The following is a 13695-nucleotide window of genomic DNA, read 5'->3' on the forward strand; positions in this document are numbered from 1 at the left end:
ACTCTATATAAAACCGTCACACCAAAGGTAGACACTTCAAAACAACTTGTTTACAATAAAAGTGTTACTAGTCGACTTTTTTAGGGTTTTAGCGAAAATTTTATGCTATTTTCTTCTGTTTGAATGGGGATTTATTATAAAGAAAGATGGTGCTTTCAGTTTTACAAAAAAATTGTATAAAGTGGTTTTTAGGTTCTGAATTTTAATAAACACGAACTGTTGTAACCTAAAATGTGCCATAAAAATTGGTTATTATTTTTTCCTGTTCACATAAAAAAAGCAAAGCATAGCTTTCGCTATGCTTTGTTGTTATCATCTGCAACGCATAATTTTAATTCATGCTGTTGCAGTTTTTTACCATCATGGATTTGATTTAAATCTAAATCGGGCTAAGCCAGAAAGAAGGTTCTGTGTGACTTATAAAAGCCCTTGTCCCATTATGCCAAGTCTAAGGAAAAGGCATTAGAATATTATAAAGCGCCTTTTTTAGTTACTACTGCACCCGTTTCTAAGGTTGTTTTAGCAATAAAAAGCGTGCTTAAAGAGCTTATAAATTCTAGTGCTTATTTTACTAAAAAAACTTACCAGCCTCAATAATTGAGTTGCCTACGCGCTTATATTTTACCTTTTTACCTTTGGCACAAAACATATACTCGGCTTTAGCTTTTTGTTCTTTAACCCATAACAGGATGACCTCACTGGTTTGGCACTCATAATCACTAGCCACTTTTTCCTTAACATGATCGATTGTAGCACGCCCCTTTTTAAGCTGTGCCTGGATCTTGCTATTAAGTTTTGGTTCTTCAAAGTCTGGGGCTATTTGGCAGCCTTCTTTATTTTTGTTTTCCGCAACAGCTGCCTCAATAGCGTTTTGTTCAGGTGCCGCGGTATCAATGTATTCCCAAGTAAAATCTGCTTTCAATAAAAGACGACGGCCATCATCTGTTTTTACAATATGGTTATCTTGAGCATAACCCATAAATGATATGGAAAGTAAAAGTATAAGTAAGTGATTTTTCATAAGATGTTGTAAATGAATTCAAAAATACAGAAATTAACTCAAAGGAAATCATGCCGTGTAATTTATGAGAATGCCTAAATTTAAAAGTATATTTACGGCATGTTTCCTGAAAAATTACATCGAAAATTAGAAAACCGCAAAGCTGAAAATGCTTTGAGGCAATTGGGTACGGGAAATCAATTGATAGATTTTTCATCAAATGATTATTTAGGGTTCTCTAAAAACGAAGAAATTTTTAAAGCCAGTCACGACTTTTTAAAAGCTCATGATATGTTTCAAAATGGCGCTACAGGTTCTCGCCTGCTTTCAGGAAATCATAAATTATACCCGATTATTGAAGCGCAGTTAGCGGCATTTCATAAAAGTGAATCGGCTTTAGTTTTTAATTCAGGCTACGATGCTAATATTGGCTTTTTTGCTAGCGTACCGCAACGTGGCGATGTGATTTTGTTTGATGAATACATACATGCTTCCATTCGAGATGGTATGACCATGAGCCATGCTAAATCGTACAAGTTTAAGCATAATGACTTAGCCGATTTGGAAAAGCAAATGGCACGTATTTTAGATGCTGTTTCAGACTTAGAACAAGAGCGCAAATCTATTTATGTGGTAACCGAATCTGTTTTTTCAATGGATGGCGATTCTCCAGATTTAAAAACAATAGCAGCAATTTGTAAAAAATACCAGGCTTTTTTAATCGTTGACGAAGCCCATGCTATTGGTGTTTTTGGAAATCATTATGAAGGATTAATTCAAGAACTGCATCTAGAAAACGCTGTTTTTGCTCGTATTATCACCTTTGGGAAAGCTATGGGATGCCACGGTGCTGCCGTTTTAGGCTGTAACGAGCTAAAGCAATATTTAGTGAATTTCTCGCGAAGCTTCATTTATACCACCGCTTTATCGCCACACAGTTTGGCAACTATTCATGCTGCTTATAAAGCATTGCAGGAAACTGAAAGCGGACAACAATTACAAGAAAACATTCAGTTTTTTAAGACTGAAATGATTGAAAATGAGCTTCAGAATATATTTATTGAAAGCGCATCGGCTATTCAGTGTTGTATTATTTCTGGAAATGATAAAGTTAAAAATATCGCAAAGTACATGCAGCATAAGGGGTTTGATGTGAAGCCAATTCTATCGCCTACTGTTTCAAAAGGAGAGGAGCGTCTGCGGTTTTGTTTGCATGCGCATAATTCGGTAGATGAGATTTCCGAAGTTTTAAAATGGCTGAGTCAAGCCTTAAAGGATGAGCGATAAGTTTAAAACCATAGCGCGTTTTCAGTATTCTACCGAAGCCCAAATTATAAAAGGGCGCTTGGAAGCTGAAGGCATTCAGGTTTTTTTATCTGATGCTTTAACTATAGATACCGATCCCTTAGTGAGTAATGCCATTGGTGGCGTTAAGTTAAAAGTGTTATCGGTTCAAGCCTTAGAAGCGCAGCATATTTTAGAGTCTATTAGTAAATATTCAGTTGATGATGAAGGCCGTACCGTTGTTTGTCCGAAATGCAAGAGTCAGAAGGTGGAACTCTTTTCTACAATTAAGGATGCTAAATCATTATTCTGGTTTATTTTTGGGGTTTTATTTAGCGCACTTCCCTTTTATATGAAACATAAATACAGATGTGAGACTTGTGCAGAAGAATTTAATATAAAATGAACACATACTTTATTACAGGCATATCCACCGAAGTTGGTAAAACCGTAGCTTCAGCCATTGTTACGGAAGCTTTGGAAGCCGATTATTGGAAACCCATCCAGGCGGGAGAATTAGATTATGGTGATACCCAAAAGGTGGAGCGTCTTATCTCAAATAAGAAGTCTAAGTTTCATCCCAATGCCTACGGACTCCAAACACCTATGAGTCCGCATGCGGCTGCCGATATTGATGGAATTCACATCGATATAAAGCAAGTAAAAGCTCCAAAAACTAATAACCATTTAGTTATTGAAGGTGCAGGAGGTTTATTGGTGCCACTTAATGATACCCACACGATTTTAGACCTCATTAAACCAAGCTACATAGTTATTGTGGTTTCTAGACATTACTTAGGAAGTATCAATCACACGCTATTAACGGTGAATTTATTGAAAGAAAAGGGTTTTGAGGTGGCTATTATTTTCAGTGGTCATGAACACCTAACTACTGAAACCATCATAAAAAAAATGACTGATGTACCAGTAATAGGGCGTATAGATGAAGAACCGTATTTCGATAAGAATGTGATTAAAGAATACGCCGATAAGTTTAAAGCAAATTTATAAACGGTTTATAAAATTTAAATTAAAAAAAGTATTTCGCTTTCGCGGAAATAGAAATATTTATGAGTTTACAAGAACGTGATAAAAAACACCTTTGGCATCCTTTAACCCAGCATAAAATTCATCCGGAATCTTTAGCAATTTCAAAAGCTAAAAATGCGGTGTTAACCGATGAAAATGGCAATGAATATATTGATGCCATCGCCTCGTGGTACACCTGTATGTACGGTCATTGCAACGATTATATTACCTCGAAAGTTTCAGAGCAAATGAAACGGGTTGACCAGGTTGTTTTTAGTGGTTTCACACATGAGCCTGCCATAAAATTATCAGAAGCTTTAATGGCTATTCTACCAGAGAATCAACAAAAGATTTTCTTTAGTGATAACGGATCTACTAGTGTTGAAATTGGTATAAAAATGGCCTTGCAATACCATTTTAATCGCGGTGAAAAACGCAACACTTTAATTGCTTTTGAAGATGGCTTTCACGGCGATACCTTTGGTGCTATGAGTGTGTCTGGACTTTCTGTTTATAACGGCCCTTTTGAAGAGTTTTTTCTTGATGTGAAGCGTATTCCAGTTCCAAATGGAGAGAATTTAGAATCGGTTTTAGCCCAGTTAGAAACTATAATCAAAGAAAATAAGGTGGCTGGTTTTGTTTACGAACCTTTGGTTCAAGGTGCGGCAGCCATGAAAATGCACGATTCACAAGGGTTAGATGCTATTTTAAAATACTGTAAAAGTCATGGAGTTATCACCGTTGCCGATGAAGTGATGACTGGTTTTGGTAAAACAGGAAAACATTTTGCGTCCCTGCACATGGATACCAAACCAGATGTGATGTGCCTGAGTAAAGCATTAACCGGTGGTTTACTGCCAATGGCCTTAACCACGTGTACGCAAGAAGTTTATGATGCTTTTTATAGCGATGATATTAGTAAAGGTTTGTTTCATGGGCATACCTATTCGGCAAACCCTTTAGCGTGTACTGCTGCTCTTTCTGGTATAGAATTACTACAATCGGAGGCTATTCAAAAGGACATAAAACGAGTTATGGCTTCGCATGAAGTCTTCGGAAGCCGCATTAAAAATCATCCTAAAGTAAAAAACATCAGGCAAATGGGGGTTATTTTTGCCTTCGATTTAGATATCGAAATGACACGTTACGGCAACCTTCGTGACAAGCTTTTTAAGTTTTTTATGGATAACGGAGTGTTTTTACGTCCGCTTGGTAACACCATTTACATTCAAGCGCCTTATGTGATTACGAATACCGAATTGGAAAAAGTATATGCCGTTATTGAAAAAGCGTTAGAAACCGTTTAATTTTTTAAGGAAATTAAACAGGCGGCCGCTTCTATCGCTAAGGCATAAATAGTACTTTTGCGGGCAATAGTATTTTAAAGCTCTCTAGTATAAATAAATAGTATGCAACAACCCATTTCAATTACAGCCATTTCGTCTATCTCTTCCTTAGGAAAAACACCCGATGCTATTTGGCAAAGTTACTTGAACAATACGCATTGTTTTACCCCTAAAAGCGTTTTAGATCAAACTTCGGCTGTGGCTGCCATTCCAGAAGCGGACAAGCAAGCTATTGAATTTTTAAAGGCCTCCGATCAAAAGTATAAATCACTAGATAATTCGGTTTTGTATGCGATTTACGCGTCTCGCGAAGCTGTAAAACAGGCTAACTGGAAGGCTTCCGATAACTTCGGAATTAATTTAGGGTCCTCTAGAGGGGCTACCGAACTGTTTGAAACCTATTACGATTCCTTTTTAAAAACGAATAAAGCAGAAACTTTAAGTTCACCAACCACCACTTTAGGAAATATTGCCTCTTGGGTGGCACACGATTTGCAAACCGAAGGACCAGAAATTAGTCATTCTATTACCTGTTCTACAGCTTTACATGCTATGCTAAATGGTGTAGCTTGGATAAATTCGGGTATGTGCAGTAAATTTTTAGTAGGTGGTAGTGAAGCGCCGTTAACGCCTTTTACTATTGCGCAAATGCAAGCCCTAAAAATATATGCACAACAAGAACCAGCTCAAGTAGATTTTCCTTGCCGTGCTTTCGATTTGGATAAAACCAAAAACACCATGGTGTTGGGTGAAGGGGCTTCGGTAGCCTGTTTGGAAGCCGGTATCCAAGATCATGCCTTGGCGATAATCAGCGGTTATGGCTATGCCACCGAAATTTTAAAACATAACATTTCTATTTCTAGTGATGCCAAGTGTTTTCAGAAATCGATGAAAATGGCTTTGGGTGATTTAAACCCTGACGCTGTTGATGTCATTGTGATGCATGCACCAGGAACCATAAAAGGGGATCTTTCAGAAGTGAAAGCTATTGAAAAAGTGTTCCCTAGCAAGCAACCGGCGCTAACGACCAACAAATGGAAAATCGGTCATACTTTTGGGGCATCTGGTGCCTTAAGTATAGAATTGGCCGTTTTGATGCTTCAAAAACAGGAGTTTATCGCTGTTCCGTTTGCGAAAACACAAAATCCGCCAGAAAAAATACAGCATATTCTTGTAAATGCAGTAGGCTTTGGTGGTAACGCGGTTTCTATTTTAATAAGCAAATCGTAAAACCATTCCCATATTATTAGTATTTTTGACCCAAAATTAAGCGTTGGCTATTATGAGTGAGATGAGACACAATTGGACCAAAGAAGAAATTTTAGAGATTTATAATAAACCTTTTATGGAATTGCTTTATGAAGCAGCAACGGTTCACCGTCTGCATCATGACCCTAATACCGTACAGGTTTCTACTTTATTATCTATAAAAACTGGCGGATGTTCAGAAGATTGTGGCTATTGTCCGCAAGCAGCTAGATACCACACTGATGTTGAAGGCAACGATTTAATGTCTGTACCACAAGTTAAAGCACAGGCATTACGAGCAAAAGAGGGCGGAAGTTCTCGTGTTTGTATGGGTGCTGCTTGGCGTAATGTTAAAGATGGTGAGGAGTTCGATCAGGTTTTAGAAATGGTAAGAACCATTAATAAATTGGACATGGAAGTGTGCTGTACCCTTGGTATGGTGACTGAAAACCAAGCCAAACGTTTAGCTGAAGCTGGTTTATATGCTTACAACCATAATTTAGATTCTTCGGAAGAATATTATAAAGAAGTGATTTCTACACGTGGTTATCAAGACCGTTTGGATACGATTGATAATGTGAGAAAAACCAATGTTACTGTTTGTAGTGGTGGTATTATTGGTATGGGAGAAAACATTGAAGACCGTGCAGGGATGCTTGTAGCACTTTCAACATTAAATCCGCAACCAGAATCGACACCAATTAACGCTTTAGTAGCTGTTGAAGGCACGCCTCTTGAAGATCAAGAACCTGTTTCTATTTGGGATATGGTTCGTATGGTAGCTACTACTAGAATTGTGATGCCAGAAACGCAAGTACGTTTAAGTGCGGGGCGTACACAAATGACGAGAGAAGGGCAGGCCATGTGTTTCTTTGCTGGAGCGAATTCTATTTTTGCTGGTGATAAATTATTAACCACACCAAATCCAGATGTGAACGAAGACATGAAAATGTTTGAACTTTTAGGGATGAAACCTCAAAAACCATTCACTAAAAAAGTGCAACCACAAACGGTTGAAGCACAAGATTCACAAATTGAAGCTTTAGGTGAAAAACCAAGATGGACGCGTCCAGAACATAAAATTGAACGTAATGAAGCGGCGAGAGCTTTGAGAAAACAGGATTAATCGATAAGGTTGATAATAGTTTTGTCAGGCTGAGCTTGTCGAAGCGTGAATGAGATCTTGTTATTTTATACAAAATTTCGACCGTGTTATGATTTCACGATAAGAGACCCTTCAGGTTTTAAAAACCTGAAGGGTCTGCAAAGCTTAAACCGATAATGATAATGTATTTTCTATTTCATCTGAACAAAAAATAATTCAAATTAAGAATGCGACATTATAAAATTAAATTGGTATAAAACCCAAGTTTGACGCCGTTCAAATTTGGGTTTTTTATGCTATGGAAATCGCCCCTTGAGGGGATTATAGGGGTGTTTTTAGCAGACTATACCTTCAATTAGTATTCTCAAACTATCAGGATCTAAATGAATCGCTTTTTGTAGTTCAGTCACTTTGCCATGTTCTATAAAAACATCAGGAATACCTAAAACTTTAATGGTGTTTTTATAATTGTGAAGCGCCATAAATTCTAAAATAGCAGATCCGAAACCTCCATTTATACCGTTGTCTTCAATGGTGATGATTGTTGTGTAACCTTTACAGATGTCATGCAATATTTTTTCATCTAGGGGTTTCACGAAACGCATATCGTAATGTGAAACATTTAGATTTTCAATGGCTTCAGAAACATTATAAGCCATATTTCCAATACTTAATATCGCTATGTTTTCACCTTGCTTGAGTTGTAAAGCTTCACCGATTTCAATTTTTGAAAAAGGCTGTTTCCAGTCTATGATTTTTCCGCGTCCGCGAGGATAACGAATCGCAATAGGATGGTCTAGCCCTAATTGCGCTGTGTACATGATATTACGTAATTCCATTTCGTTTCTCGGTGCAAATATGATGAGGTTGGGGATACATCGTAAATAGCTCAAGTCGTAAACACCATGGTGGGTTGCACCATCTTCGCCCACCAAACCAGCACGGTCTAAACAGAAAATTACCGGTAAATTTTGCAAGGCCACATCATGAATAATTTGATCGTATGCCCGTTGTAAAAATGTGGAGTAAATGTTACAAAAAGGGATTAACCCTTGTGTGGCCATTCCTGCGGCTAAAGTTACGGCGTGCTGCTCGGCAATACCCACATCGAAAGCACGATCGGGAAGGGCTTCCATCATATATTTTAAGGAACTACCTGTGGGCATGGCAGGTGTTATACCTACAATTTTTGGGTTGTTTTGAGCTAACTCAACAATGGTATGTCCAAATACATCTTGATATTTCGGTGCTTGTATTTCGGTTGATTTTACGGCTAAATCACCTGTTTTGGCATCAAATTTACCTGGTGCATGGTATTTTACCTGGTCTTTTTCAGCTTGTCTTAATCCTTTGCCTTTGGTGGTTATGATGTGTAAAAATTTAGGGCCTTCAACGGTTTTTAGTCGTTCCAATTCTGAAATCACCGCATCAATATCATGCCCATCTATAGGGCCTGAATAATCAAAATTTAAGGCTTCAAAGATGTTATCCTGTTTTTGTGTGCCTTTTTTAACGTTGGTTAAGTACATTTTTAAGGCCCCAACACTGGGGTCAATACCAATAGCATTATCATTTAAAATGACCAACAAATTAGCTTTAGAAACTCCTGCATGATTTAAACCTTCAAAAGCCATGCCTCCAGCAATACTGGCATCACCAATAACTGCAATGTGCTGTTTTTTTAAATCACCCTGAAGTCGTGAGGCAATTGCCATGCCTAAAGCTGCCGAAATTGAGGTTGAGGCGTGACCCACTCCAAAGGTGTCATAAGCGCTTTCTGCTCTATTTGGAAATCCGCTAATACCGCCTAATTGGCGATTGGTGTGAAAAACAGCTTTCCTCCCAGTTAATATTTTGTGTCCGTAAGCTTGATGCCCAACATCCCAGATCAATTGGTCTACTAGAGTGTTAAAAACGTAATGTAGGGCAATGGTGAGTTCTACAACGCCTAAACTGGCGCCTAAATGGCCTTCTTTTGTAGCGACAATGTTTATAATAAATTCACGTAACTCTTTGGCAAGTTGAGGTAGGTCTTTTTGGGATAAAAGATGAAGGTCTTTGGGTGTATGTATATTTTCTAATAGACTTTTTTTCACAAAGCAAAAGTACAAGAATGAAATTGTATTTTTGCAAATATGATAGAACCTTTTGATGATACTTATTTTATGAAAAAAGCCCTTCAGGAAGCAGAAACTGCTTATGAAAAGGGTGAAATTCCAGTGGGAGCTGTCATTGTTATTGATAACAAAGTGATTGCTCGTGGACATAATTTAACCGAAATGCTCAACGATGTGACGGCTCATGCCGAAATGCAAGCGATAACAGCAGCAGCTAATTTTTTAGGCGGCAAATATCTTCAAAATTGTACGCTTTATGTGACTTTAGAGCCTTGCCAAATGTGTGCTGGTGCTTTGTATTGGAGTCAGATTTCTAAGATTGTCTATGGGGCACGTGATTTAGAGCGTGGCTGTATTAATTTAAATACCAAATTGCATCCTAAAACCATTATTGAAGGTGGTGTGTTGGCGGAAGAAGCCAGCAACTTGATGAAACGCTTTTTTATTGAGCGTCGTCGGTTAAATTAGTTTTTGGTTGATGGATTTTGTGGGTTTACACATGGGCTAGATTTTTTAGACACAGATTTCACGGATTTCCACAGATTTTTTCGGAATACACCTTTGTGACACCATGCCTTTGCGAGATACTTTTTGCTACTCTGTGAATCTCTGTGAAACCTCTGTGTATCTCAGTGTCATAGCCAGAAAAACCTATTTTTCTCGCTTCTGAGTCTCACGCATTTTATCTAAATTCTCTTTGGTCAGCATATAGTCTTCTACTTTTTTGTCTTTCCAATGGATGTATGAAAATATGGGAAATACTATAAAAAATAAACCTGCTACCCCAAAACCAATGAGTTTTTCGGAGTAGTCGACATCTAAGGCAAAACCTAAAATAATACTAGTAAAAGCAGCTATAGTAAATAAGAGTAAGAGGTATTTCATAGAATTGACTTCGTGATGTGGGTTTAATTTAAGAATCAACTTGTAAGGCAATTAACTGGCGACGGTAAGCTGTTAATAACTTAGATTTTGAGATAAAACCATAGTAAACACCATTTTTCGTAACCGGTAAATTCCAAGCGCTACTGTCTTGAAACTTCTGCATGATGTCTGTCATTCTATCTTGGTCTAATACAATAACTGCGGGTGGTTTTTGCATCACGTGCGTGGCCATCACTTCGTGGTATAATGTACGGTCGAACATAATGGGGCGCAAATCATCTAATAAAATAATACCTTTGAGCCCTTTAGTTTCTTTATCGACTACGGGGAAAATATTTCGTTTTGATTTAATCACCGCTTTGTTTATCATTTGTTCTAAATCCATTTCTGGGTTGATAGGCACAAAATTAGTTTCAATCACTTTATTGATGTCCATAAGCGTTAAAACGGCATGATCTTTATCATGAGTAATCAGTTCACCTTTTCTTCCTAATTCCATGGTGTACACCGAATGCGGTTTGAAGTATTTTGTAATACCAAAGGAAATGGTTGAAGTGAGCATAAGCGGAATAAACAGTTCGTATCCACCGGTAAGTTCAGCAATTAAGAATATTGCGGTTAACGGTGCATGTAAAACACCGGCGAGTAAACCAGCCATACCGACTAAAGTGAAGTTACTTTCGGAAATAGCACGACTAAATAAACCACAATGGTTTACGATTTTCGACATGCAAAAGCCCATGATACTACCCATAAACAGTACAGGTGCAAAAATACCACCCACACCACCGGCACCAAAAGTTAGGGCACTGGCTACAATTTTAAAAACTAAAAGACCTATCAATAATAGTATAACATACCAAATGTTGTCTAAGTCTAGGTTGAATAAATTACCTTGTAAAGCCTTTCCGGGCGTGCCAAGAATGAGGTTATTAATTACATCAAAACCTTCACCGTATAATGGCGGAATTAAAAACACTAGAATCCCAATACCCACACCGCCAACCAGCAGTTTTTTGATTGGTGAGCCAAGCTTATCAAAAAGCTTATGAATGCGGTCGTAAACTTCGGTGAAATAAATAGAAACAAAGGCAGCAATAACACCTAGGAGCATATAGATAGGTGCATCAGAAATATAAAACTTATCTTCAATTCTAAAAGGTAGAATGACATCGTTTCCGAAGAAAAAATAAGAGGTTAGAATGGCTGAAAGCGATGCTAGTAATAGCGGTAACATAGAAGCAATAGTTAGGTCTAAACTAAACACTTCAATGGCAAAAATAATGGCTGCAATAGGCGCTTTAAAAATAGAACTCATGGCACCAGCAGCAGCACAGCCAATAAGCAGCGTTCTTGTGGTTTGATTCATGTGAAACATCCTAGAGATGTTTGAGCCCAGTGCAGCCCCTGTTGCTACGGTAGGGCCCTCTAGTCCAACAGAACCTCCAAAACCAACAGTGATGGGAGCCGTTAAAATAGACCCAAACATTTGGAAGCGTTTCATGATGCCTTTTCGCTTTGAAATAGCGAGTAAGGTGGATGGAATACCATGACTTACCTGATGACGAATCACATACTTCATGATTAAGTATACCAAAGTAAGCCCTAAAATTGGAAATAGAAAATAGAACGCGTGATGATATTGCTCAATCAGTTTGCCTTCTAATAAACTTTGAATATAGTGCGTAAGGTTTTTTAAAACTACTGCACCCATACCTGCCGCAAATCCAATGACTACGCTTAAAATATAAACAAACTGTTTATGGGAGATATGTTTCGCCCTCCAAATAAGGAAACGTTTAAACAGGGTTCTTTTTGGCATGATTAAATCTACAAAAAATCCTGCAAGTTGCAGGATTTTATATAATTATGATTTTAAACTTAGTTTTAAACTTAATTCGGTGAGTTGCTCATCATCAATAGGAGCAGGCGCATCTATCATGACATCACGGCCAGAATTGTTTTTTGGGAAAGCAATGAAATCCCGAATGGTTTCTTGTCCCCCCAAAATAGCCACCAATCGATCCAATCCAAAGGCTAAACCACCATGTGGCGGTGCACCGTATTGAAAAGCATCCATTAGGAAACCAAATTGTTCTTTAGCTTCTTCAGGCGTGAATCCTAAATAATCAAACATTAAGGATTGGGTTTCTTTATCGTGAATTCTTATTGAACCACCTCCAATTTCATTACCATTTAATACTAAATCGTAAGCATTGGCTTTTACCGCACCTGGATCTGTTTTTAGTAATTCTAACTGTCCTGGTTTTGGTGAGGTGAATGGGTGGTGCATGGCGTGGTAACGCTCGGTATCTTCATCCCATTCTAATAGCGGGAAATCCATAACCCATAATGGAGCGAACTCATCTGGTTTACGCAAGCCTAATTGTTCTGCTAATTCCATACGTAAGGCACTTAATTGAGCACGTACTTTGTTTTTATCACCTGAAAGAATACATACTAAGTCACCAGGCTTCGCATTTGTCGCTTCTGCCCATTTTGATAAATCCTCTTGATCGTAGAATTTATCTACTGAAGATTTAAACGAACCATCATCATTACAACGCGAGTAAACCATTCCTAAAGCGCCTACTTGCGGACGCTTAACCCATGATATTAATTTGTCAATTTCTTTTCTTGTGAAACTATTTCCGCCAGGAACAGCAATACCAACAACCAATTCAGCATTGTTGAAAACACCAAAATCTTTATGTTGTGCTACGGCGTTTAATTCGCCAAACTCCATACCAAAACGAATGTCTGGTTTATCGTTTCCGTATAAACGCATGGCATCGTCGTAAAGTATTCTTGGGAATTTTTCAACCTCAACACCATTCACTTCTTTAAGGAGGTGACGTGTTAGCCCTTCAAAAGCATTTAAAATATCTTCTTGGTCGATAAAAGCCATTTCACAGTCAATTTGTGTGAATTCTGGTTGTCTATCTGCACGTAAATCTTCATCTCTAAAACATTTTACAATCTGGAAATATCTATCCATACCACCAACCATAAGCAATTGCTTAAAGGTTTGTGGTGATTGCGGAAGTGCATAAAATTGCCCTTCGTTCATTCTAGATGGTACTACAAAATCACGAGCCCCTTCTGGAGTCGATTTGATTAAGTAAGGGGTTTCAACCTCTATAAACCCAGCGTTAGATAAGTAATTTCTAACCTCTTGAGTTACTTTATGACGGAAGATTAAACTGTTTTTTACAGGATTTCTACGAATGTCTAAGTAACGGTATTTCATTCTAATATCTTCACCACCATCGGTTTTGTCTTCGATAGTAAACGGTGGAAGCTTCGCTTCGTTAAGAATGTTTAATTTTGAAACTAAAAGCTCGATATCTCCAGTTGGAATATTAGCGTTTTTTGAAGCACGTTCAATAACGGTTCCTTTCACTTGAATAACAAACTCACGACCTAGGTTTTGAGCTTGTTCTATAAGTTCTTTAGAGGTTCTTTCTTCATCAAAAACCAATTGCGTAATACCGTAGCGGTCTCTTAAATCGACCCAAACAATAAAACCTTTATCTCTAGATTTTTGAACCCATCCAGCTAAAGTAACTTCTGTATTTATATGTGCGGCTCTTAATTCGCCGCAGTTATGACTTCTGTACATAATGAAAAATTGAGGTGCAAATTTAGTGAAGTTCTATCAATTATAATTTTAAAAACGGG

The 13695-nt window shown here is 37.8% G+C and carries 12 protein-coding genes; 7 read left to right on the forward strand and 5 right to left on the reverse strand.

Going from position 1 to position 13695, the window contains the following annotated elements; translation table 11 throughout:
• Positions 1 to 571 precede the first annotated feature (571 nt).
• Positions 572 to 1021, reverse strand: coding sequence for a DUF3157 family protein (locus F6U93_RS02230; RefSeq protein ID WP_150936407.1), 450 nt, complete (start codon positions 1019 to 1021; stop codon positions 572 to 574).
• Positions 1022 to 1120: 99 nt separating this feature from the next.
• Between F6U93_RS02230 and F6U93_RS02235 the strand changes: the two genes are divergently transcribed.
• From F6U93_RS02235 to bioB, 6 genes are all read left to right on the forward strand, one after another.
• Positions 1121 to 2287 (forward strand): aminotransferase class I/II-fold pyridoxal phosphate-dependent enzyme, encoded by a 1167-nt coding sequence (locus F6U93_RS02235; RefSeq protein WP_150936409.1) that lies wholly within the window; start codon positions 1121 to 1123, stop codon positions 2285 to 2287.
• Positions 2277 to 2690: a putative signal transducing protein gene (locus tag F6U93_RS02240; RefSeq protein ID WP_150936411.1), complete on the forward strand. Its 414-nt coding sequence runs from the start codon at positions 2277 to 2279 to the stop codon at positions 2688 to 2690. The genes F6U93_RS02235 and F6U93_RS02240 overlap by 11 nt, the downstream gene beginning before the upstream one ends.
• A complete protein-coding gene (bioD, locus tag F6U93_RS02245; RefSeq protein ID WP_150936412.1) occupies positions 2687 to 3295 on the forward strand; it encodes a dethiobiotin synthase in 609 nt (202 codons plus the stop codon). The genes F6U93_RS02240 and bioD overlap by 4 nt, the downstream gene beginning before the upstream one ends.
• A 59-nt stretch (positions 3296 to 3354) precedes the next feature.
• Positions 3355 to 4620 carry an adenosylmethionine--8-amino-7-oxononanoate transaminase gene (gene bioA / locus F6U93_RS02250; RefSeq protein ID WP_150936413.1) on the forward strand — a complete coding sequence of 422 codons (1266 nt, stop codon included), beginning with the start codon at positions 3355 to 3357 and terminating at the stop codon, positions 4618 to 4620.
• 102 nt (positions 4621 to 4722) lie between these two features.
• Complete coding sequence (locus F6U93_RS02255; protein ID WP_150936415.1) at positions 4723 to 5889, forward strand: beta-ketoacyl synthase N-terminal-like domain-containing protein; 1167 nt, start codon at positions 4723 to 4725, stop codon at positions 5887 to 5889.
• A 52-nt stretch (positions 5890 to 5941) separates the two neighbouring features.
• A complete protein-coding gene (gene bioB / locus F6U93_RS02260) occupies positions 5942 to 7033 on the forward strand; it encodes a biotin synthase BioB (protein WP_150936417.1) in 1092 nt (363 codons plus the stop codon).
• A gap of 314 nt (positions 7034 to 7347) precedes the next feature.
• On the opposite strand, the gene dxs is transcribed toward bioB, so the two are convergent.
• Complete coding sequence (gene dxs / locus F6U93_RS02265; RefSeq protein WP_150936418.1) at positions 7348 to 9108, reverse strand: 1-deoxy-D-xylulose-5-phosphate synthase; 1761 nt, start codon at positions 9106 to 9108, stop codon at positions 7348 to 7350.
• A 39-nt stretch (positions 9109 to 9147) separates the two neighbouring features.
• Between dxs and F6U93_RS02270 the strand changes: the two genes are divergently transcribed.
• A complete protein-coding gene (locus F6U93_RS02270; protein ID WP_150936421.1) occupies positions 9148 to 9597 on the forward strand; it encodes a nucleoside deaminase in 450 nt (149 codons plus the stop codon).
• A 183-nt stretch (positions 9598 to 9780) separates the two neighbouring features.
• Here F6U93_RS02270 and F6U93_RS02275 read toward each other — a convergent pair whose 3' ends face one another.
• From F6U93_RS02275 to aspS, 3 genes are read right to left on the reverse strand one after another with little or no spacing between them, the layout of a single operon-like run.
• A complete protein-coding gene (locus F6U93_RS02275) occupies positions 9781 to 10053 on the reverse strand; it encodes a hypothetical protein (protein WP_225312509.1) in 273 nt (90 codons plus the stop codon).
• Positions 10043 to 11836: a chloride channel protein gene (locus F6U93_RS02280; protein ID WP_150936425.1), complete on the reverse strand. Its 1794-nt coding sequence runs from the start codon at positions 11834 to 11836 to the stop codon at positions 10043 to 10045. The genes F6U93_RS02275 and F6U93_RS02280 overlap by 11 nt, the downstream gene beginning before the upstream one ends.
• A gap of 45 nt (positions 11837 to 11881) precedes the next feature.
• The gene (gene aspS, locus F6U93_RS02285; protein ID WP_150936427.1) at positions 11882 to 13636 is read right to left on the reverse strand and encodes an aspartate--tRNA ligase; all 1755 of its coding nucleotides are present in this window, start codon (positions 13634 to 13636) and stop codon (positions 11882 to 11884) included.
• Positions 13637 to 13695: the final 59 nt, after the last annotated feature.

The organism is Pseudotamlana haliotis (assembly GCF_008806375.1).
Taxonomy (GTDB): Bacteria; Bacteroidota; Bacteroidia; order Flavobacteriales; family Flavobacteriaceae; genus Pseudotamlana; species Pseudotamlana haliotis.

What these genes read in the sequence shown, in the direction of transcription:
- F6U93_RS02230 (WP_150936407.1), bottom strand. Translation starts at nt 1,021, where the DNA reads ATGAAAAATCACTTACTTATACTTTTACTTTCCATATCATTTATGGGT.
- F6U93_RS02235 (WP_150936409.1), top strand. Translation starts at nt 1,121, where the DNA reads ATGTTTCCTGAAAAATTACATCGAAAATTAGAAAACCGCAAAGCTGAA.
- F6U93_RS02240 (WP_150936411.1), top strand. Translation starts at nt 2,277, where the DNA reads ATGAGCGATAAGTTTAAAACCATAGCGCGTTTTCAGTATTCTACCGAA.
- bioD (WP_150936412.1), top strand. Translation starts at nt 2,687, where the DNA reads ATGAACACATACTTTATTACAGGCATATCCACCGAAGTTGGTAAAACC.
- bioA (WP_150936413.1), top strand. Translation starts at nt 3,355, where the DNA reads ATGAGTTTACAAGAACGTGATAAAAAACACCTTTGGCATCCTTTAACC.
- F6U93_RS02255 (WP_150936415.1), top strand. Translation starts at nt 4,723, where the DNA reads ATGCAACAACCCATTTCAATTACAGCCATTTCGTCTATCTCTTCCTTA.
- bioB (WP_150936417.1), top strand. Translation starts at nt 5,942, where the DNA reads ATGAGTGAGATGAGACACAATTGGACCAAAGAAGAAATTTTAGAGATT.
- F6U93_RS02270 (WP_150936421.1), top strand. Translation starts at nt 9,148, where the DNA reads ATGATAGAACCTTTTGATGATACTTATTTTATGAAAAAAGCCCTTCAG.
- F6U93_RS02280 (WP_150936425.1), bottom strand. Translation starts at nt 11,836, where the DNA reads ATGCCAAAAAGAACCCTGTTTAAACGTTTCCTTATTTGGAGGGCGAAA.
- aspS (WP_150936427.1), bottom strand. Translation starts at nt 13,636, where the DNA reads ATGTACAGAAGTCATAACTGCGGCGAATTAAGAGCCGCACATATAAAT.